Origin of the sequence: Streptomyces sp. CC0208, from assembly GCF_003443735.1 — a bacterium.
Classification (GTDB): Bacteria; Actinomycetota; Actinomycetes; order Streptomycetales; family Streptomycetaceae; genus Streptomyces; species Streptomyces sviceus.
The window spans coordinates 239,043-258,844 of sequence record NZ_CP031969.1; the positions used below are offsets into that span (position 1 = coordinate 239,043).

A 19,802-nucleotide genomic window follows, 5' to 3' on the forward strand; every position below is an offset into this window, starting at 1 on the left:
TTTCTCCGCTGGTTGAGCGCGCGCAGGTGATCGCGCACCTTGATGCGGCACCTTGATGCGTACGGGGCGACGTGGCCTCGTGGCCGAAGGTCAGGAAGGGCTCCGAGGAGCCGCCCGCTGGTCCGGGCCCCGGCGATACGCGGCACCGGCGACCCGCCTACGGCCCTGCGGACACGGCTCGTTGAGGAGCTCGCTCCACGGCGTACCGTCGCTCTGGGATACGCCGGTGGGCCCGACGCTCCCGGCGTGGGACGCAGGTGGACCCGTTTTGGGAGCGCTCCCCACTCGGCGGTCGACGGGTAGTGCCGCCGATACCCGTGCATTCGGGCTTCGTCGGTGCGCTGCGGGCGTCCGCTCAAGCGGCTGGGGAGCCTGAGCGGACACTCGCGTCGGTCGCGACGCAGTCCGTCCAGCGGTCATTCGTGGCGCGCCCGTCGGCAAGAACCGACAGCGGGTCGCCAACTGCTGGGCATGCACGGGGGGTTGCTGGTCAGCTCCGATCCTTGGAAGCCGTGGTCCCGCTGATCGGCCACCGCGCTCTCCGCCATACGGCGGCGCGTCGCTCCCGGAGGCCGGATCATCGGGACGACCGCGACGGCGCCGAGTGTGTCGGCGCCCGCGGTGGCCAGGAGAAATGAACGTGGGGGGTGTCGCATGAGCGACTCCTTGCAGTGTGGCGCACCGTGACGGTGCGTCGACTGATTGGAACCGCTCCCACTGGTGCGAAGGAAGGTAGCGCCAAGTGGCACGGTTGCCTAGAGGCACGGCTGAACTTCCTCTCAACTAAACCCTTTCGCGTCTTCGACTCTTCAAGCCGCTTGACCGCCGCTCTCCTCATCCCCATGATGGGAGCGCTCCCACTGGCCAAGACTTGTCCTTCCCCGAGCTTCGAGCCGCTAGGAGGAACCAGTTCATGGATCCCGGACGCAGAAGCAGAACCGTTCGACGTGCGTGGACCGCCGTGGCGACAGCCTTGGCCCTGCCCCTGTCGATGCTGGCCACAGGCGCAACGACCGCGCGGGCGGCGGGCGTTCAGTGCAGCGTGGACTACAAGACGAACGACTGGGGCTCCGGCTTCACCACGGACGTGACGATCACCAACCGCGGTACAGACGCCATCGACGGCTGGACGCTGACATACGCCTACGCGGGCAACCAGAAGCTGATGAACGGCTGGAACGGCACCTGGTCCCAGACCGGCCAGAACATCAGCGTGAAGGACGCCGGCTACAACGCCAAGATCGCCGCGGGCGCGTCCGCCTCCACCGGGGCGCAGTTCAGCTACAGCGGCAGCAACGCGGCCCCGACGAACTTCTCGATCAACGGCACCAGTTGCACCGGCGCCCACCAGCCGCCGATCACCGTGCTGACCAGCCCCGCAGCGGGCGCGGTCTACACCCAGGGCGAGGCGGTTCCGCTCGCGGCCACGGCTGCGGCCGCGGACAGCGCCACCATCAGCAAGGTGGAGTTCTACGACGACACCAAGCTGCTGGGCACGGACACGACGGCGCCGTACGCGCTCTCGGCCTCAGGCTTGACCGTGGGCAGTCATTCGCTGCTCGCCAAGGCGTACGACAGCCTGGGCGCTTCCGCGGAGTCGACGCCGGTCGGCATCACGGTCGCCTCGGGTCCCTCCGTGGTCGCCACCCCATCCCAACTGGGCGTCCAGCAGGGCAAGACGGGCACGTACGAGGTGAGGCTGTCGAAGCAGCCGAGCGCGAACGTGACGGTGACGACGGCTCGCGCGAGCGGCAACACCGGCCTGTCGGTGACCGGCGGCGCCTCGCTCACCTTCACGCCGTCGAACTGGAACACCGCCCAGAAGGTGACCATCACCGCCGACTCCTCCGGCACCGGAGCGGCGACCTTCGAGTCGACTGCCCCCGGGCACGCCAAGGCGTCGGTCACCGTGACCCAGCTGGGAGCGACGAAGGCGTACGACGCCCGTTTCCTGGATCTGTACGGCAAGATCACCAACCCGGCGAACGGCTACTTCTCCCCCGAGGGCATCCCCTACCACTCGGTCGAGACGCTGATCGTCGAGGCGCCGGACTACGGCCACGAGACCACGTCGGAGGCGTACAGCTACCTCCTGTGGCTGCAGGCCATGTACGGCAAGGTCACAGGTGACTGGTCCAAGTTCAACGGCGCCTGGGAGATCATGGAGAAGTACATGATCCCCACGCACGCCGACCAGCCGACCAACTCCTTCTACAACGCCTCCAAGCCGGCCACCTACGCGCCCGAGCTGGACACCCCGAACGAGTACCCGGCCAAACTCGACTCGTCGGTCGCTTCCGGTTCGGACCCGCTCGCCGGTGAGCTGAAGTCGGCGTACGGCACGGACGACATCTACGGCATGCACTGGCTGCAGGACGTCGACAACGTCTACGGCTTCGGCAACTCGCCGGGCAAGTGCGAGGCGGGACCCACGGACACCGGACCGTCGTACATCAACACCTTCCAGCGCGGCGCGCAGGAGTCGGTGTGGGAGACGGTGCCGCAGCCGACGTGTGACGCCTTCAAGTACGGCGGCAAGAACGGCTACCTGGACCTGTTCACCGGTGACTCCTCCTACGCCAAGCAGTGGAAGTTCACCGACGCCCCGGACGCCGACGCGCGGGCCGTGCAGGCCGCCTACTGGGCCGACATCTGGGCCAAGCAGCAGGGCAAGGGCTCCGACGTCTCCGCGACCGTGGGCAAGGCCGCGAAGATGGGCGACTACCTGCGCTACGCCATGTACGACAAGTACTTCAAGAAGATCGGCAACTGCGTCGGGCCGTCCACCTGTGCGGCCGGCACCGGCAAGGACGCCTCGATGTACCTGCTGTCCTGGTACTACGCGTGGGGCGGCGCCACCGACACCTCGGCGGGCTGGGCCTGGCGCATCGGCTCCAGCCACGCGCACGGCGGCTACCAGAACCCTCTCGCGGCCTACGCGCTGAGCTCCTACGCCGACCTGAAGCCCAAGTCGGCGACGGGACAGTCGGACTGGGCCAAGTCCCTTGGTCGGCAGTTGGAGTTCTACCGCTGGCTGCAGTCCGACGAGGGTGCGATCGCGGGTGGTGCGACCAACAGCTGGGCGGGCCGCTACGCGCCTCCCCCGGCCGGGAAGTCGACGTTCTACGGCATGTACTACGACGAGCAGCCCGTCTACCACGACCCGCCGTCCAACCAGTGGTTCGGCTTCCAGGCCTGGTCGATGGAACGGGTGGCCGAGCTGTACCAGCAGACGGGCAACGCGCAGGCCAAGGCGGTCCTCGACAAGTGGGTCAAGTGGGCGCTGTCCAAGACCACGATCAACCCGGACGGCACCTACCGGATCCCCGCCACGCTCCAGTGGTCGGGCCAGCCCGACACCTGGAACGCGTCAAGTCCCGGCGCCAACAGCGGACTTCACGTCACCGTCGCCGACTACACCAACGACGTCGGCGTGGCCGCCGCCTACGCCAAGACCCTGAGCTACTACGCCGCCAAGTCCGGTGACACGGCGGCGAAGACGACGGCCAAGGCGCTCCTGGACGGCATGTGGACCAACTACCAGGACAGCCTGGGCATCGCGGTGCCGGAGGACCGGACGGACTACAACCGGTTCGACGACTCGGTGTACGTCCCCAGCAGCTTCAGCGGCACGATGCCGAACGGGGACACCATCAACTCCTCGTCAACCTTCGCCTCGCTCCGGTCCTTCTACAAGAGCGACCCGGCCTGGTCGAAGATCGAGGCCTATCTGAAGGGTGGCGCGGTGCCGTCGTTCACGTACCACCGGTTCTGGGCCCAGGCGGACATCGCCCTGGCCATGGGCTCGTACGCGGAACTCCTCGAATAACCCCCCGCTGAGGCCGCGTGCGCGACCCCGCCATCAGGCGGCGGGGTCACCCGGCCGGGCGGCCCCCGCCCCCTTGGGGGCCGCCCGGCACTCCGGGCCCACCATCCGGCGGGCCCCGATCCAGCCGCACCACCAGCGGCTTCGGACATCACTTCAAGACACCTGAGCCGACCTCCTTGTCAGGAACATGATCCTCTCCTACAGTCCCTGCGAGATCGCTTGTTGGGAGCGCTCCCAATCCCATGCAGAAGCCCTCGCCCCCCACACACCACCCGCGCGGAGGACCCGCATGCAACCGTCACATCACCAAGTCCGCAGGATGCGCGCGCTCTGCGGTGCGTTGCTGACCACGCTCGTCGCGCTGGCCGCGCTGCTCACCGGCGCCACGGCCTCCCAGGCCGACACGACGATCTGCGAGGAGTTCGGCAGCACCACGATCCAGGGCCGTTACGTCGTGCAGAACAACCGCTGGGGCACCAGCGCCACCCAGTGCATCTCCGTCACGAACTCGGGCTTCAGGATCGTCCAGGCCGACGGCTCGGTCCCGACGAACGGGGCCCCGAAGTCGTACCCGTCCGTGTTCAACGGCTGCCACTACACGAACTGCTCGCCCGGCACCAACCTCCCGGCCCAGCTGAGTTCGATCTCGAGCGCGCCCTCGGGCATCTCCTACAGCTACGTGAGCGGTGCGGCCTACGATGCCGCCTACGACATCTGGCTGGACCCGACGCCCCGCACCGACGGCGTGAACCGTACCGAGATCATGATCTGGTTCAACCGTGTGGGCTCCGTGCAGCCGGTCGGCTCGCCCGTCGGTTCCGCCACGGTGGGCGGACGCCAGTGGCAGGTGTGGTCCGGCAACAACGGCGGCAACGACGTCCTGTCCTTCGTCGCGCCCTCGGCGATCGACAGCTGGAACTTCGACGTGATGGACTTCGTCCGGCAGGCCGTCTCCCGCGGACTCGCCCAGAACAACTGGTACCTGACGAGCATTCAGGCCGGCTTCGAACCCTGGCAGAACGGCGCCGGCCTGGCCGTGAACTCGTTCTCCTCCACGGTGAACCTAGGCGGCAGCACCCCTGGTGGCCCCGGCACCCCCAGCGGTCCCGCCGCCTGCAAGGTGACCTACGGCACGAGTGTCTGGCAGGACGGCTTCACAGCCGACGTCGCCGTGACCAACACGGGTTCCTCCCCGGTCAACGGCTGGAACCTCGCGTTCACGCTGCCCTCGGGACAGCGCATCACCAACGCCTGGAACGCCGGCGTCTCGCCGTCGTCAGGAACCGTGACGGCCACCAATGTCGGGCACAACGCGTCCATCGCGCCCGGCGGCCAGGTCTCCTTCGGCTTCCAGGGCACCTACAGCGGCAGCTTCGCCAAGCCGGCCGCCTTCAGCCTCAACGGAACAGCCTGCGCCACCGCATGACACCCGCGGAATAGTCGACACCTCGACAAGTCAATACCTCGACGCCTCACCTGAAACCCCCTTGCCCAGCCAGCCGGAGGCCCGCCCTGTCGCCGTGACGACGGGGCGGGCCCCGGCGCTCCTCCAGGACGGGGAGCTCGCGAACGGGCCCGGGCATGACGCCGATGAGCCCCTCGATCCGCTCGCACCTCGGCTCGTACGCCACCGACGAGGTGTGAGCTTGTCATTTAACCTCTGTCCGCTTGGGTCTACGGGCGCATCTCCGAGAGGCGCGGTTTCTGATCACGCGGAAGGGGAGAGCTGTTCGCGCACCCATTTGGGTTGGGGGTTGGTGTGTGGCTGGCCCGCCACGACGACGGTCGGCACGGTCTCGTTGCCGTCGTTGGCTGCCCTCACCGCTGCGGCTCCTGCCGGGTCGCGCCAGATGTTGACCCAGTGCAGCTGGCGGGCGCTGCGGCCAAGCCGGATGCGCAGTCGTATGCAGTACTTGCAGCCCGGCCGCCAGAAGACGACCGGCCGGCCGTCGACCGCGCTGCGGCGTTGTGCCTCCAGCGCGCCGATCGACCTCGGGAAGATCAGGGGCGAGTTGACGCCGGCGAGCGCGAGGAACGCCAGCAGGAGTGCTGCGGCTGTGCCGGGGCTCCCCTTGAAGATCTGCCCAGTCGCGACGACTGAGCCGCTGAGCACAAGCAGCATCGGCAGGATCCAAGCGCGCATCATGGTGATGCAGGCTATCGATGAGTCGAAATGCTCCTCGAACTGGGCCGCTCACCTGGGTGTTCGCCGGACGCTGAGACGGCCTTCGTCTGATCATGTGCTCCGACCAAGGTGCTCGTGACCACGACGAAGGCCGTGAAGGTGAGTCTGCTGCCTGATCATGTTCCGGGGGAAGCGTTCGCGAAAGCGTCACGCTTCCGGGAGGACTTATTCGACTGTCTGAGCGCTCGCGGGGACGAACTGTTCGACCTCACGGATGCGCTGCTGTGTGCGGACGGGCCGGTGAGAGCGCCGGTGGACCTGACGTTGGTGGCTGAGCACCGGCGCGGGCACGGCGCCATGTATGACGCCCTGAACAGCGGGAACATCGACGTGCCCCGTCTGCGGCAGGTGCTGGCCGGCCTGCCCATGCCTCAGGCCGCTGACGGGCGCCTGGTCCTCGCGGTCGACGTCAGCAACTGGCTCCGCCCCGACGCTCCCACCAGCACGGATCGCCTGTTCTGCCACGTCTACGGCCGTAGCGGACGGTCCTCGGACCAGTTCGTACCCGGCCGGCCGTACTCGTTCGTCGCCGCCCTGGAATCGGGCCGGACGTCCTGGTGCCAACTGCTGGACGCCGTCCGTCTCGGCCCGGCCGACGACGTCGCCGCGGTCACCGCCGCCCAGGTCCGCCGGGTGGTCATCGATCTCATCGAGACGGGCCGCTGGCACCCTGGCGACCGGGACATCCTGATCGTGTTCGACGCTGGCTACGACGCCCCGCGCATGGCCCACCTCTTGGCCGGGCTGCCGGTGGAGGCCCTGGGCCGGATGCGCACGGACCGGGTGATGCGCAAGCCCGTCCCGGTTCCGTGGATCTCCCCGCCGCAGGGCGGGCGGCCGCCGAAGCACGGCAAGGAGTGCCGCTTCGCCAAGCCGGAGACCTGGGGTGATCCGGACGCGGCCACGGCGCAGGTCACCGACCGGCACGGAACCGCCCGAGCGATGGCCTGGGACCGCATCCACCCCCGCCTGACCACCCGCTCCGCGTGGATCGACCACACCGGCGAACTCCCGCTCATCGAAGGCACGTTGATCCGCCTCCAGGTCGACCGTCTGCCCGGTGGCCACAACCCGCTGCCGCTCTGGCTGTGGTCGTCGGCCACCAGCCTGAGCGGCGAGGACGTCGACGTGCGCTGGCAGGCGCTCCTCCGGCGCTTCGACCTGGAACACACCTTCCGGCTGATGAAGCAGACACTGGGGTGGACCCGGCCGAAGCTCCGCACCCCCAAGGCCGGAGACCGCTGGACGTGGCTCGTGATCGTTGCCCACACCCAGCTCCGGCTCACCCGCGAAGCCGCGGCGGATCTCCGCCGCCCCTGGGAGAGGCCCACCGAGCCCGCACGGCTCACCCCGGCCCGCGTCCGCCGAGGGTTTCGGAACATCCGCCCGCACCTCGCCTGCCCGGCCCCGTGCACCGAAACACTCAACGCCCGGACCAGCAAGGCCGCTTGGCTCCAAGAACCGCCGCCCCACGACCCGCTATGACGTCGGGAAAACGACCAGGCGACCCGAGAGCATCACCACGCGCGACAGCCTCAGAGGTTAAAAGACAAGGTGAGTACCTGTTCCTGAAGGGGGCATGCCAGGGTCATCTCGCTGGGAGGCCTCTTTCGCACCGCCCGGTTCCCGCCTCCGTCGGCTGGATGGGTCTGTCACGGCAGCCCTATAAAGTGAAGCGGCCCCGAACAGGCTCTGACGTACGGCGGGTGGGTTTGCCAAAGAGGGAGGCTGGCACGTGAGTGACGAGGTTTCTGTCGAGTTGCTGGAGATCGTCGATGCGCTCATGCCAGGGATGTCTCTGGACACAGCACGCCTCTCTGCCCACGGCAACCACCACCACGTCGTTCTATTGCCCGGTGTCGCAGCCGTGCGGATCAGCCGACGCCCGTTCGCGGCTGAGACGCTGCCGCGCCGGATGGAATTGCTGCGGGTCATCGCGGCATCCGGACTGCCGTTCGCCGTTCCGGAGCCGCTGACGCCGGTGACGATGTTCGGTGACCGTGCCGCTGTCGCCGTCTCGTGGGTCGACGGCAGCGGACTGCCCGAGGGCGAGGGTGATCCGGCGAAGATCAGCGAGTTGCTCGGGGCTTTGCGGGAGCTTCCCCTCACCCCGGAGCTACAAGCCGTGCTCGGCACGCCAGGCGGGCAAGCGAGCGGTCATGGGTGGGCCGACGTCCTGGCCGAAGACGTCGTCCCGCGTCTGCCCCAACAATGGCGAGACGAGGGCCGGCGACGCCTTGAAGAGGCGATGGCCCTGGAGCCGGTGCCGGCCTGTCTCGTACACGGTGACCTCGGCGCCGAGAACGTCCATTGGAGTAAGGACGGCAAGCTGATCGGCGTGCTGGACTGGGACCTGGCCCAGCCGTTCGACCCGGCGATCGACGCCGCCTGCATGGCCTGGCACGGCTGGGAGAACGTCCGTCAAGCCGTGGACAGCGAGACCTACCGGCGCGCCCGGGTCTGGGACAGGACGTTCGGAGTCGAGCACCTCGTCGCGGTACTCAGCGGCAAGCCCCTGTCGAACGTCGACAGCTACGTGGAGCACGTCGTCGCGTGGCTGGAGCGGTACGCAGACCGGCGGCTGCCCTAGGCTGCGGTTCGCTGAGCTGGTGCTCCAGGCCACGTGCGCGAGTCTGGGCGGGTAGCTGGCAGGCGGGAGAGGTTGTTCTTGCCTCGGGTGAGCCTCCTGGTCATCAGTGTGATCGCCGCCCAGGTGATCAAGGTTTCGGAGTGCTGGACGAGGCGTTCGTAGTCCCGTGCGTGACGTCGGACGTGCATGATCCATCCCCGGGTGCGTTCCACGACCCAGCGGCGGGCAGCACGATGAATCCGGAGGTGTCCTTGGGGCGGCTGACGGTCTTGATGGTGAGTTTGAGATGGCGTTTTGCCCAGGTCACCAGTTTTCCGGCGTACGCGGAGTCGGCCCATACGATGGTGATCTCGGGGTGCATCAGGCGGAGGCGGAAGAGGACTTCCTTGGCCGCCTGGCTGTCGTGCAGGTCGGCAGGGGTGACCATGACCAGCAGCGGCAGGCCGCGGGTGTCGACGACCAGGTGGCGCTTGCGTCCGTTGATTTTCTTGCCAGCGTCGTAGCCGCGGGAGTCCTTCCCGACAGTCTCGGCGGCCTTGATGCTCTGGGAGTCGATCACGGTGGCCACCGTTTCGGGACCCTTCCCCATATCGCGGCGGATCTGGTGGCTCAGATGGTCACGGATCTGGCCGATCACTCCGGCGGCGGCCCAGCGGGCCATGAAGCCCCAAACTGTGCGCCATGGCGGGAAGTCCACGGGTAAAGCACGCCACTTGCAGCCAGTGTCCACGACGTAGCGGATGGCGTCCACAATCTCGCGGCGGGGGTGTTTCTCCGGCCGGCCACCGAAGGAGCTTTCACACGCCGGCGGCGGCAGGAGCGGTTCGATCAGGGCCCACTCGGCGTTTGTGGTGTCTGAGGGATAGCGGCGTGGTCGCATCGCGGGCCCCTGGATGGGTGGGCGTCCGCGGCCTCGCCGCATGGCAGGGGGAGGCAGGGCCGCGGATACCGGTTTGGTGAGGTCAGCTACTGGCGATGAGGTCGAGGGTGGATTCGATGGAGTTGAGCTGGGCGACGATGTGCCTGACCCACTTGTCACCCGGGTGGGCGGCGGCGTGCGGGGCGACCGTTCCGGTGATGAACCGGCGGAACTCCGTGAGCTTCTCGGCCAGGACCGCCCGTTCGTATGCCTCCAGCGCGGGCCGCTCGGCACCGAGCTGGTAGCCGTTGGCCCGGGTCCAGATCAGCGGCGGCCAGCCGTTGGCGGCGATGATGTCGCGCAGGCCGGCCAGTCCAGCTCTGACCTGGCTCGGGGACAGTTCGCTGGCGCGGACCAACTGGTGGAACAGCAGCCCCGCCGGTCTGGCCTCGAACAACACGAACCGCAGGGTGTCGGCATGCCGCTGTGCGGCCTCGCCGCGGCGCCGCGAGGCACGGGGCATGCCTACTGGCGCCGCAGCATGCGGGCCAGCTCTTCGTCCACGTCGACCCGGCCGGTGTCCACCGCGGTCTCGATCCAGTCCAGCGTGGCCCGCACCCGGGCAACGTTCTCGTGCACGATCGTGCGTTCGTCCTCGCCGAGCTGTCGGTCGCGAAGTCCCGGGACCGCCCGGCCTGCGCAGGCGACGAAGTAGCGGCAGGCGGTGACCAGGTCAAGGAACTCCACGGTCCGGTCGATGCTGCGGACCGCGGGGGCGACCGGGCTGGTGTCCTCGAAGTGCTCGCGGGCCTGCCGGCCCCATAGAGGGCGTTCGAACGCCGGTCGACGCCGACCACCCACCGGGCCCCGCACTCGGGACACTCCGCCTCGCCCGCACTGCCCCGCATGGCCGCCAGACGCTTGCGCAACCGCCGGTCCGTATGCCACTGCCTGGCACGACACGCCGAAGAGCAGTACACCGCAGCGGGCCGCGCTCCCGGCCTCAGCCGGTCACCACAAACCCGACAGTTCCTCTCCCGGGCCCGCCCGGCGTCCTCGGACACCACGCCAGCGTAGAGCCCAGGGCTACTCAGAACCGGGGATCAGAAACAGGCAGTGAGCCACGGTGAGCGGTGTCGGATCCCGCAACCTTTCGATCGCGAAGAGCCTGGACCCCGCCCCCCGCCTGGCGTCATGATTCGTGAACCACGAGAACCCGACGCCCCTGTTGGCCGACACCGCACGGGTCACGCGCGAAGCCGTGTGCCTCGTTCCTCGGTCCGTGAGATCGGTGATCTCGTGGGGGGAGGTGGTCATGGGCAGGCAACGCCCCGGCACGCCGACGCTGGAAGAGGTGGCCGCTCACGCCGGGGTGGGGCGAGGCACCGTCTCCCGTGTCATCAACAACGCGGCCGGCGTGAAGGACTCGACGCGCCGAATCGTGCAGCAGGCCATCGAGGAACTGGGGTACGTGCCCAATCTCGCGGCCCGCTCCCTGGCGTCGCGGCGCACCGACGCCGTCGCTCTCGTGCTGACGGAGCCCGACTGGCGGGTGTTCTCGGAGCCGTTCTTCTCGGAGATCGTCCGTTCGCTCGGTGACGCGCTCGCGGACACCGGAATGCAGCTGATGCTGACTCTGGTCCGCTCGGACTCCGAGCGCAAACGCTTCGTGGAGTACGCGCGCGGCGGCCGGGTCGACGGAGTCCTGCTGATGTCCGTGCATGCGGGAGACCGGCTGCCGGACATGCTCGCGGAGGCACGGTTGCCGACCGTGATGCTGGGACGCCGCTCGGGCGACGAGTACGTCAGTTATGTGGACGCCGACAACGTGGGCGGTGCGCGCAGCGCCGTCACCCACCTGCTGTCACGGGGCCGCAGGGCGATCGCCACCATCACGGGGCCCCTGGACATGTATGCCGCCCAGTGCCGGCTGCGCGGCTACCGGGACGCGCTGACGCTGGCCGGTCTGAGCGGTGTCGAGTCCATGGTCGCCGAAGGCGACTTCAGCGAGGGCAGCGGGCGCCGTGCCATGGCGGAACTGCTGGAGCGGCACCCTGAGATCGACGGTGTCCTCGCCGCGTCGGACACCACGGCGGCGGGGGCTCTGCAGGCGCTGCGTACGGCGGGACGGCGCGTACCGAAGGACGTCTCCGTGATCGGGTTCGACGACTTCGCACTGGCTCAGCGGACCGAGCCACGGCTGACGACAGTACGTCAACCGCTGGAGGAGATGGGCGGGTCCATGATCCGCCTTCTCCTGGAGGACATGGAGGAGCCGTCGGTGGCCTACCGCCATGTCATCCTCCGTACGGAGCTGGTGGCGCGCGATTCGACCTGAACCGGTGGTCATTCGATGTGTCCGGTGTCGGGGTCCACCTGCGAGAGGAACTCCCGGATGGCCTCCTCCAGCTGCTCCGTGCCGACCTGTGCCGGAGGGTGGCTGGTGAACCCGAACCCGTACTGGGGGTCGGGTCCGGTCAGCCAGGTGAGGTGGTAGGTGCCCGGTTCGCCGTCCGGCAGGCTGACCTCGAACTCCTCACCGTCGACCGACATCCGCCACGGCTCGTTCATCACGCCACCGTGAAGTCGGCGGCCTTGGTGTCCAGCGTCGTGTCGCCGTCCTTGGCGGTGACCAGGACGGCCACGTGCCACGGACCCCGCTGGGAGGCGTCGGCATCGGCGCGGGTGACGGTGACCTTGTAGGTGCATCGCTCGGTGTCCCCGCCCGAGGGCTTGCACACGGCCGACTCCACGGCGGCCATGTCCTTGGCCGTGAGCCCCTGCTTGGCGAAGGACGAGTTCGCCGGCCAGGCCAGCACCTTCACGCTTTTGACACCGGAGGACGCCGTGACGTCGGTGGTGAAGGTGAACGAGCCGGCCCGGTCCCCGTCGGGAGCGGTGTAGCGGGCCGTGCTGTGCGCCAGCGCCGGGGACTGGTCCCCGGCGTAGGCGAGGGCGAACGCACCCGCGCCACCGAGCACGACGACACCGGCGGTCACGGACAGAACGATACGACGCGACATGAGAAGTTCCCCCGACAGGTTCAGTTGGATCACACCGGCGCTCTCGGCGGCGCCGTGCACCCATCCTGGCCGCGCGGCGAGCGCCGGGTATGAGCACGCGTACTCAACTCCCGCCTGAGTAATGGTTCTTCTGGTGAGCTCGGCCGAGCTCCCGTCGAGGGTGATCGATGTCGCCGCCTGGGTGAGCGCTACCCCCACAACCGCGCCGGAGCCCGTTGTCAGGGCCGCCGGCGGCCCCGTCAGCCGCTGTGACGCGTCGTCGGCCTCGGAGCAGCCGAACTCGCAGGAGCCGGGCGAACAGCAGTCGAACTCAGCGCGTCCGAGATGGACTTGACGCCGCCGTGCGCGGTGAGGCCGCCGTCGACCGGGATGTCGGCGCCGGTGATGAAGGAGGAGTCGTCGGACAGCAGAAAGATGACCAGCGGGGCGACCTCGTCCACGGTGCCGGTGCGGCCGAGCGGGGTCTCTCGGATGTTCGCTTCGCGGAAGGCGGGCGCGGCGGAGGCGGTCATCTCGGTTTCGATGAAGCCGGGGTGGATCGTGTTGACGCGGATGCCGTGCGGACCGAGCTCCGTGGCGGCCGCCTTCGACAGGCCGCGCAGCGCCCATTTGCTCGTGGTGTAGGCGACCGGGTAGTGGCCGGTGAGCGCGGCGGTGGAGCCGACGTTGACGATGGACGAGCCGGGCGGCATCAGCGGCGACAGGTGCTGGATGGCGAGAAGCGGGCCGGTGACGTTGACGGCGTGGACGCGGGCGATGTCGTCGGGGGTCACCTGGCCGAGGCGGGCGCGCCAGGTGATGCCGGCGTTGTTGACCAGGCCGTCCACCCGACCGTACGACTCCCGCAGTTCGACGGCGAGTTGTGCCCAGCGCTGTTCGTCGGTGACGTCGAGGAGACGGCAGCCGGGGGCCTCGGTCACGTCGGTGGCGATGACGCGGGCTCCCTCGCGGGCCAGGGCCTCGGCCTCCGCGGCGCCCTGGCCGCGCGCGGCGCCGGTGACGACGACGACCTTGCCGAGGAGTCTCTCGGGGTGCGGGGCGTTCACGGCCGTTCCCGGGTACGGCGTCGGGCAGTGGGCAGGGGCACCGGATCCTTGCCCGGGACCACGGTGTTGGAGACGGTGCCGATGCCCTCCACGGTGAGCGTGACGGTGTCGCCCGGCTTCAGCGGCGGCGGGGACTGCGCGCCCCGGACGCCCCACAGCTCGGCGAGGCAACCGCCGTTTCCGCAGGTGCCCGAGCCGAGCACGTCGCCGGGGCGGACGACGGTGCCGCGTGAGGCGTAGGCGACCATCTCCTCGAAGGTCCAGCTCATGTTGGACAGCAGGTCCTTGCCGACGACCTCGCCGTTCACCTGGGCGGTCAGCGCCAGGCGCAGGAAACCGTCGCTGTCGCGGTACGGCTCCAGCTCGTCGGCGGTGACCAGGTACGGGCCCAGCGTGGCGGCTGTGTCCTTGCCCTTGCACGGGCCGAGGCGGACCTGCATCTCGCGGGACTGGAGGTCTCGCGCGGACCAGTCGTTGAAGACCGTGTAGCCGATGACGCGGTCCCGCGCCTGCTCGGGAGTCAGGTCCCTCCCCTCCCGCCCGATGACGGCGGCGACCTCCAGCTCGAAGTCGAGGACCTCACTGCCCGGCGGCACCGGGACGTCGTCGTGGGCGCCGATGACGGCGTACGGGTTGGTGAAGTAGAACGTCGGGGCGTCGTACCAGGCTTCGGGCACCCCGCCGGCGCCGTCCACGGAACGCCGTACCCCTTCGACGTGTTCCTCGAAGGTGACGAAGTCCCGCACGGTGGGCGGCTGGAGCGGGGGAAGGAGCCGCACCTCGGACACATGGGGGCCCGGGGGGACGTCGAGACTGGCGGTGCCGACGTCCAGGAGCGCGTCGAGTCCGTCGCCGGAACCGATCAGCTCGGTGAGCGAGCGCGCCCCGGGGACCGGGAGGAGGGTGCCGTCCTCCTCCACGACGGCGACCCGGCGCTGGTCCCGGTGTTCATAGGTGGCGAAACGCATGCACGGCTCCAGGCTCCGACGATCTTGGAAGGCGATGGGGGCCGGGAACGCGGCGTGGGAGTCAGGGCAGTTGACAGGGCCACCGCGTCCCCGGAGTCGAAAGGGATCAGACCGGCGGTGCGACGAACACGCCGCGGTCGACATCGTTGAAGGACTCCTTGGCGACCAACTCGTTCATGGGGTTGGCGGTGCCCCACTGGTCGGTGACCTCGGGCTGGGAGAAGTCGTAGACGTGCGGGTGCCAGGTGTCCTCGTCCAGGCACTCCAACTCCGTCGTGTACTCCACCGTGTTGCCGTGCGGGTCGAGGAAGTACGTGAAGGTGTTGTCGCCCGCCAGGTGCCGGCCGGGTCCCCAGATCTTCTGGACCCCGGCCCGCATCACCCGGCCGGAACCGCGCATGTACTCGTCCAGGCCCCGCATCTCGAAGGAGACGTGGTGCAGGGAGGTGTGCGGGCCCTTGGCGATGGCCATGGAGTGGTGCTGGTTGCTGATCCGCATGAAGTGCATGACATCGCCGACGTACGGCGAGCTGAGCGTGTCGGAGTGGCGGAAGCCGAGGTGCCGCTCGTACCACTCACGGGTCGCGTCGAGGTCCGGCGAGTTCAGCACGACGTGCGACAGCTTGACCGGGATCGACTCCTTCTCCTCGATCCTGCGGTGCTGCCGTACGTCCACGTCGGCGGAGACCTCGATGGTGCGGCCGTCGATGTCGAAGAAACGGAAGCCGTAGCCGCCCCCGGGCGTGTCCACCTTGCCCGGCCTGGAGATCAACTGGATCCCGCCCGCCAGCAGTTGCTCGGCGAGGGTGTCCACGTCCTCGGCGGAGCCGGCACCGTAGGAGACCAGGTCGAGGCGCTTCTCCTCGGCCTTGCGCAGGCGTACGACGTACTGTTCGGGGCTGCCCTCGGCGGCGAGGAAGGCGATACCGGAGTCCTCGACCACCTTGGTCAGGCCCCAGACACCGGCGTAGAAGTCGAGTTGCTTGTCGTAGTCGGGTACGGCGAGGTCGACGTGCCGCAGGTGCGTCAGCAGATATGCGCTCATGGTGGGGGGGTCCTTCTCTGTGAGTTCAGGTCAGGCCGAGCAGGGCCGCCGCGTTCCCGCCGCGGACGGCGTGGAAGTCGGCGTCGGGAAGGCGTGCGGCGCGCAGTGCGCCGACGGGGTCCTCGGTGCCCATGTCGAAGGGGAAGTCGGAGCCGAGCAGGACGCGGTCCGGGCCGGCCGCGCCGATCAGTGCCCGCAGGACGTGCGGGTCGTGGACCAGGGAGTCGAAGTACAGGCGCTTGAGATAACTGCTGGGCAGCTGGGCGCAGTTCGCACCCGCGTCGGATCGGGCGGACCAGGCGTGGTCGGAGCGGCCGATGTGGGTGGGCAGATAACCGCCGCCGTGTGCGGCGATCAGCTTCAGCTCCGGGTGCCGGTCCAGGACCCCGGAGAAGATCAGGTGCGAGAGGGCGACGGCGTTCTCGGTGGGCTGGCCGACGGTGTTGGACAGGTACCACTGGTCCAGGCGCTCGTCGAGCGTGCAGCCGAAGGGGTGCAGGAAGAGGATCGCGCCGGTCGCTGCGGCCCGGGCCCAGAACGGCTCGTACGCCGGGTCGGACAACTCCCGTCCGGGGGCGTGGCTGGAGATCTCGACGCCCAACAGCCCCTGTTCCAGGGCCTGGTCGAGGGCGCGCACAGCCTGCTGCGGGTGCTGGAGGGGGACCAGGCCGAGCCCCCGCAGCCGGTCGGGCGCCTCGGCGCAGTGCGCGGCCGTGGCCTCGGCCGCGAGCCGGCAGACCTTCTCGGCCGTCTCCTCGTCCGCCCAGTAGTGGTAGTGCGACGGCGAGGGGCTGACCAGCTGCACGTCCACGCCCTGCGCGTCCATCGCGGCCAGCCGCAGGCGCACGTCGGTGGCCCTGGGGAACACCGTGCGGACCATGGGGCCGCTGACCGCGAGCGACGCGGGGCCGTTGCGGCGGGCCTCCAGGTCCCTGGCCTCGGCCTGTCCGGGAAGCCCGGCCACGACGGCCTCGACCTCGGGGATCAGGATGTGCGCGTGTACGTCGACGGTCGGGGAAGGGGGCGCGTCGGCGTTCGAGGAAGAGCGGCGGCCGGGTTGGGGACGTCCCGCGGCGCCGGGCTCCGGGGCGTGGGCCGTCACGGCAGCTCCTTGAGCGTGGTCATCGTGGCGTCGATCAGGCCGGGAACATCGCCCTGCACCCCGTCGAGCTGCCACTGCCCGATCAGCACGGACGCGTCGACGACCGTCCGGACCCGGTCGATCCGCCGCTCGTAGTAACGCGTGAGCAGGTCCGTGTCCCACGCGGAATCGCCGGCCAGCAGCCGGCTCAGCACCCAGGCGTCCTCCAGGGCCATCGCCGCGCCCTGGGCCATCGTGGGCGGGCAGCAGTGGGCGGCGTCGCCGACGAGGACGACCCGCCCGCGGTGCCAGGCCCCCTCCACCAGCATCCGGTCGAAGCAGGTGTAGTTCACCTGGGCCGGATCGGTGATCGACTCCCGGATCTCGTCCCAGGCGCCGCCATACCCCTCGGCGAGGCGGCGCATCTCCCGCGCGTACGACTCGGGCGGGACGGCGGCGCGGTCGCGGCTGGCCTCGACCAGATAGGCGTAGACCGTGTCCTTGCTGGTGGGCGTGTAGCCGGCGATGTAGCAGGGCCCGCCGTGGGAGAGGTCGCTGCGCTCCACGCCGGCCGGGCGGGGCGCCGGGACCCGCCAGATCGCCATGCCCGTCGGTTCGGGTTTGGCGTCGATGCCCAGGGCGGCGCGGGTCGCGGAGTTCAGGCCGTCGGCGGCCACGACGAGGTCGTAGCGGCCCTCGGTGCCGTCGCTGAGGCGAACGGTCACCGCTGTGTCGTCCTGGGCGAGGATCTCGGCGGTGGTGCCGAGGCGGACAGTGGCCCCGGATGCCCGGACGGCGTCGGCGAGGATGCGCTGGAGCATCGGGCGCTGCATGCCCAAAGTGGCGGGCAGGTCGTCTCCGCCGGTGCGCAGGACGTCGCCGACGTGCAGCACGGTGCCGTCAGGGGCCGTCAGGCCCAGGGAGTCGAACGCGAAGCCGTGCTCGCGGACCTCGTCCCAGACGCCGATCTCGCGCAGCACGCGCAGGGCGTTTCCCTGGAGGGTGATGCCGGAGCCGCGTACGTTCCAGTCGGGCCTTGCCTCGACGAGGTCGACGTCGATGCCCGCCCGGCGCAGCAGCACGGTGACGGCGTTGCCGGAGGTGCCCCCTCCGACGACCAGGACTCTCCCTCTCCGTGTCGTTGATTCCATGGCCAACTCCTTTGTTGGGCGGGTCACTTGACGGCGACCGGGTTGACAGGGGAGCCGACGGCTCCGGTGATGGGCAGAGGTGCGGCGGTGAGCCAGAACTCGTACACGCCGTCGGCCGCGCAGTCGTCGGCGAGGGTGTCGGGGTCCCACATCTCGCCGATCAGCAGGCCGATGTTGGGGATGGCGACCTGGTGCAGCGGCTGGAAGGCGGCGTCGAACTCGTTCGGCCGCACCTCGAAGCCCCAGGTGTCGGTGGCGATCGCGGCGATCTCACTCGCGTGCAGCCAGCCGGCTGTGGTGAAGGACAGCCCCGGTGAGTCACCGCCGGCGTACTCGCCCCAGCCCTCGCGGCGAGCGCGCGCCAGCCGCCCGGTCCGTACGACGACGAGGTCACCGTGTCCTACGGCCACGCCGTGCGCCTGAGCCGTCTCGGCCAGGTGCTCCTCCGTGATCGCGAATCCGTCCGGCAGCTCCCCCCGTTCGTCGCCGATCACCCGGCCGACGTCGAGGAGGACGCCGCGTCCGGCGACGTACGGCGCCATGTGCTCGATGCCGGTGACGAGGTCGCCTTCGGAGGTGACCGTGGTCGCGGCGTCCCGGCCGTTCCACGCCTTGCCGTGGTCGAAGATGTGCCCGAGTCCGTCCCACTGGGTGGAGCACTGCAGCGGCATCGCGATCACATCGTCGGCGCCGCCGATGCCGTGCGGGAAGCCCTGGTTGCCGAGGGCGGCGTCGGTACCGGTGTCCAGCATGGTGTGCACCGGGTTGGTGCGGCGGCGCCAGCCCTTCTGCGGGCCGTTCATGTCGAACCGCTGCGACAGCGAGAAGCTCACCCCCCGGCGGACCAGTGCCGCGCCTTCGCGGCGCTTGGCCTCGTCCAGGAAGTTCAGCGTGCCGAGCACGTCGTCCGCGCCCCAACGCCCCCAGTTGGAGTACGCCTTGGCGGCCTCGGCGATCGCGCCCTCGGGGTCGTGTCGGTTCACAGCACCTCCGCCACACAGCGGGTGTGCTGCGCGCCGAGCCCGGTGACGGAGCCCTCCATGACGTCGCCGTCGCGCAGCAACCGGCCCCAGTGGATGCCGTTCCCGGCCGGACTGCCCGTCAACACCAGGTCGCCGGGCAGGAGTTGTGCGGTCTGCGAGATGTACGACACCAGCCGCGCGACCCCGAACAGCATGTCCTTGGTGGACTCGTCCTGCATCGTGTCGCCGTTGAGCTTGAGGGTCACCCGCAGATCGCCCGGGTCGGCGATCGACTCGGCCGGCACGATCCACGGCCCGAGCGGGGTGAAACCGGGCGCGTTCTTGCAGCGCAGCCAGTCGGTGCCGATGGCCTTCATGTCCCGGCGGAAGACCGTGGCCCGGTCGGTGAGGTCGTTGGCGATGGTGTACCCGGCGACGTACTCCAGGGCCTCCTCGACGGGCACGCGCTGGGCGGGCCTACCGATGACGACGGCCAACTCCAGCTCCCAGTCCGGTTGTTCGGCCCAGGACGGGAGCACGACGTCGTCGTAGGGACCGGTGATCGCGCTCGGCAGCCCGATGAACACGTACGGCAGGTCCTCGGCGGCCCGGCGGTCCATGATCGCGGCGATCTCCGCACGCGCCTCCTCGACCGTGCGCGGATCGTCGGGCGAGCGGTGGGCGACCTCCAGGTCGATCACGTGCTGCCGGTAGTTGGCGCCGGACTGGAAGACCTGGCGGGGCTCGACAGGCGCCTGGACGCGCAGGCCCTCCAAGGGGCGCCAGGCGGCCGTGGGGTCGGCCGCGAGTTCGTGCAGGCGAGGGAGCAGGACGTCCCAGCGTTCGAAGATCTGCCGGGTCGTCAGGGCGGGCTCCGCGAGGGCCGCACGCAGATCCAGCACGCGTCCCCCGGGAATCACGAGAGCGGGGAAGGATGCCTGGTCCGGCGCGGAGAGGGAGCCGAGGGCGAAGGGTCCGGAGAAGGACGCGGAAGCGGCTGCGGGTTTCACGGGAATGTCCTCCAGATTGCGGTGGGACCAATCTGGCGCCTCAGCAGTAATCT

At 69.5% G+C, this 19,802-nt stretch carries 15 protein-coding genes and 3 pseudogenes; 5 read left to right on the forward strand and 13 right to left on the reverse strand.

The features are described from left to right. Positions 1–913: 913 nt before the first annotated feature. Both D1369_RS01100 and D1369_RS01105 read left to right on the forward strand, forming a co-directional pair. A complete protein-coding gene (locus D1369_RS01100) occupies positions 914–3,829 on the forward strand; it encodes a glycoside hydrolase family 48 protein (protein ID WP_007386996.1) in 2,916 nt (971 codons plus the stop codon). Positions 3,830–4,118: 289 nt separating this feature from the next. Beyond that, positions 4,119–5,255 carry a cellulose binding domain-containing protein gene (locus D1369_RS01105; protein WP_007386995.1) on the forward strand — a complete coding sequence of 379 codons (1,137 nt, stop codon included), beginning with the start codon at positions 4,119–4,121 and terminating at the stop codon, positions 5,253–5,255. Positions 5,256–5,537: 282 nt separating this feature from the next. On the opposite strand, the gene D1369_RS01110 is transcribed toward D1369_RS01105, so the two are convergent. Continuing rightward, a complete protein-coding gene (locus tag D1369_RS01110) occupies positions 5,538–5,975 on the reverse strand; it encodes a glutaredoxin domain-containing protein (protein ID WP_007386994.1) in 438 nt (145 codons plus the stop codon). Between the two features lie 138 nt (positions 5,976–6,113). On the opposite strand from D1369_RS01110, the pseudogene D1369_RS01115 reads away from it, so the two are divergent. Together D1369_RS01115 and D1369_RS01120 are read left to right on the forward strand one after the other, a co-directional pair. Further along, a pseudogene (locus D1369_RS01115) lies at positions 6,114–7,560 on the forward strand (NF041680 family putative transposase). A gap of 213 nt (positions 7,561–7,773) precedes the next feature. Then, positions 7,774–8,604 carry an aminoglycoside phosphotransferase family protein gene (locus tag D1369_RS01120; RefSeq protein WP_237557708.1) on the forward strand — a complete coding sequence of 277 codons (831 nt, stop codon included), beginning with the start codon at positions 7,774–7,776 and terminating at the stop codon, positions 8,602–8,604. Here D1369_RS01120 and D1369_RS01125 read toward each other — a convergent pair. The 3 genes and pseudogenes from D1369_RS01125 to D1369_RS01135 form a co-directional block, all read right to left on the reverse strand. After that, a pseudogene (locus D1369_RS01125) lies at positions 8,601–9,484 on the reverse strand (IS5 family transposase). The gene D1369_RS01120 and the pseudogene D1369_RS01125 sit on opposite strands and share 4 nt — an antisense overlap. 82 nt (positions 9,485–9,566) lie before the next feature. Then, positions 9,567–9,986, reverse strand: a complete 420-nt coding sequence (locus D1369_RS01130) for a hypothetical protein (protein ID WP_007386990.1) — start codon at positions 9,984–9,986, stop codon at positions 9,567–9,569. 2 nt (positions 9,987–9,988) lie between these two features. Then, positions 9,989–10,279, reverse strand: a pseudogene (locus D1369_RS01135) (DUF6192 family protein); the annotation flags it as partial. A gap of 499 nt (positions 10,280–10,778) precedes the next feature. Here D1369_RS01135 and D1369_RS01140 point away from each other — a divergent pair. Beyond that, the gene (locus D1369_RS01140; RefSeq protein WP_007386988.1) at positions 10,779–11,801 is read left to right on the forward strand and encodes a LacI family DNA-binding transcriptional regulator; all 1,023 of its coding nucleotides are present in this window, start codon (positions 10,779–10,781) and stop codon (positions 11,799–11,801) included. An 8-nt stretch (positions 11,802–11,809) separates the two neighbouring features. Here the strand turns inward: D1369_RS01140 and D1369_RS01145 are convergent, their stop codons facing one another. The 9 genes from D1369_RS01145 to D1369_RS01185 all read right to left on the reverse strand — a co-directional run bounded on the left by D1369_RS01145 (position 11,810) and on the right by D1369_RS01185 (position 19,749). Continuing rightward, positions 11,810–12,034 (reverse strand): hypothetical protein, encoded by a 225-nt coding sequence (locus D1369_RS01145; protein WP_037902566.1) that lies wholly within the window; start codon positions 12,032–12,034, stop codon positions 11,810–11,812. Continuing rightward, positions 12,034–12,486, reverse strand: a complete 453-nt coding sequence (locus D1369_RS01150) for a DUF5707 domain-containing protein (protein ID WP_037904067.1) — start codon at positions 12,484–12,486, stop codon at positions 12,034–12,036. Before D1369_RS01150 ends, D1369_RS01145 begins: the two co-directional genes overlap by 1 nt. 239 nt (positions 12,487–12,725) lie before the next feature. Further along, positions 12,726–13,532 carry an SDR family oxidoreductase gene (locus D1369_RS01155; RefSeq protein ID WP_007386985.1) on the reverse strand — a complete coding sequence of 269 codons (807 nt, stop codon included), beginning with the start codon at positions 13,530–13,532 and terminating at the stop codon, positions 12,726–12,728. Next, positions 13,529–14,500, reverse strand: a complete 972-nt coding sequence (locus tag D1369_RS01160; protein ID WP_007386984.1) for a fumarylacetoacetate hydrolase family protein — start codon at positions 14,498–14,500, stop codon at positions 13,529–13,531. Before D1369_RS01160 ends, D1369_RS01155 begins: the two co-directional genes overlap by 4 nt. Positions 14,501–14,606: 106 nt before the next feature. Then, positions 14,607–15,545: a VOC family protein gene (locus D1369_RS01165; RefSeq protein WP_007386983.1), complete on the reverse strand. Its 939-nt coding sequence runs from the start codon at positions 15,543–15,545 to the stop codon at positions 14,607–14,609. A 25-nt stretch (positions 15,546–15,570) separates the two neighbouring features. Beyond that, a complete protein-coding gene (locus D1369_RS01170; protein ID WP_007386982.1) occupies positions 15,571–16,647 on the reverse strand; it encodes an amidohydrolase family protein in 1,077 nt (358 codons plus the stop codon). After that, complete coding sequence (locus tag D1369_RS01175) at positions 16,644–17,777, reverse strand: FAD-dependent oxidoreductase (protein ID WP_007386981.1); 1,134 nt, start codon at positions 17,775–17,777, stop codon at positions 16,644–16,646. The genes D1369_RS01170 and D1369_RS01175 overlap by 4 nt, the downstream gene beginning before the upstream one ends. A gap of 23 nt (positions 17,778–17,800) precedes the next feature. Then, positions 17,801–18,760, reverse strand: coding sequence for a cyclase family protein (locus D1369_RS01180; RefSeq protein WP_118082198.1), 960 nt, complete (start codon positions 18,758–18,760; stop codon positions 17,801–17,803). Beyond that, positions 18,757–19,749, reverse strand: coding sequence for a fumarylacetoacetate hydrolase family protein (locus D1369_RS01185; RefSeq protein ID WP_205574453.1), 993 nt, complete (start codon positions 19,747–19,749; stop codon positions 18,757–18,759). Before D1369_RS01185 ends, D1369_RS01180 begins: the two co-directional genes overlap by 4 nt. Positions 19,750–19,802: the final 53 nt, after the last annotated feature.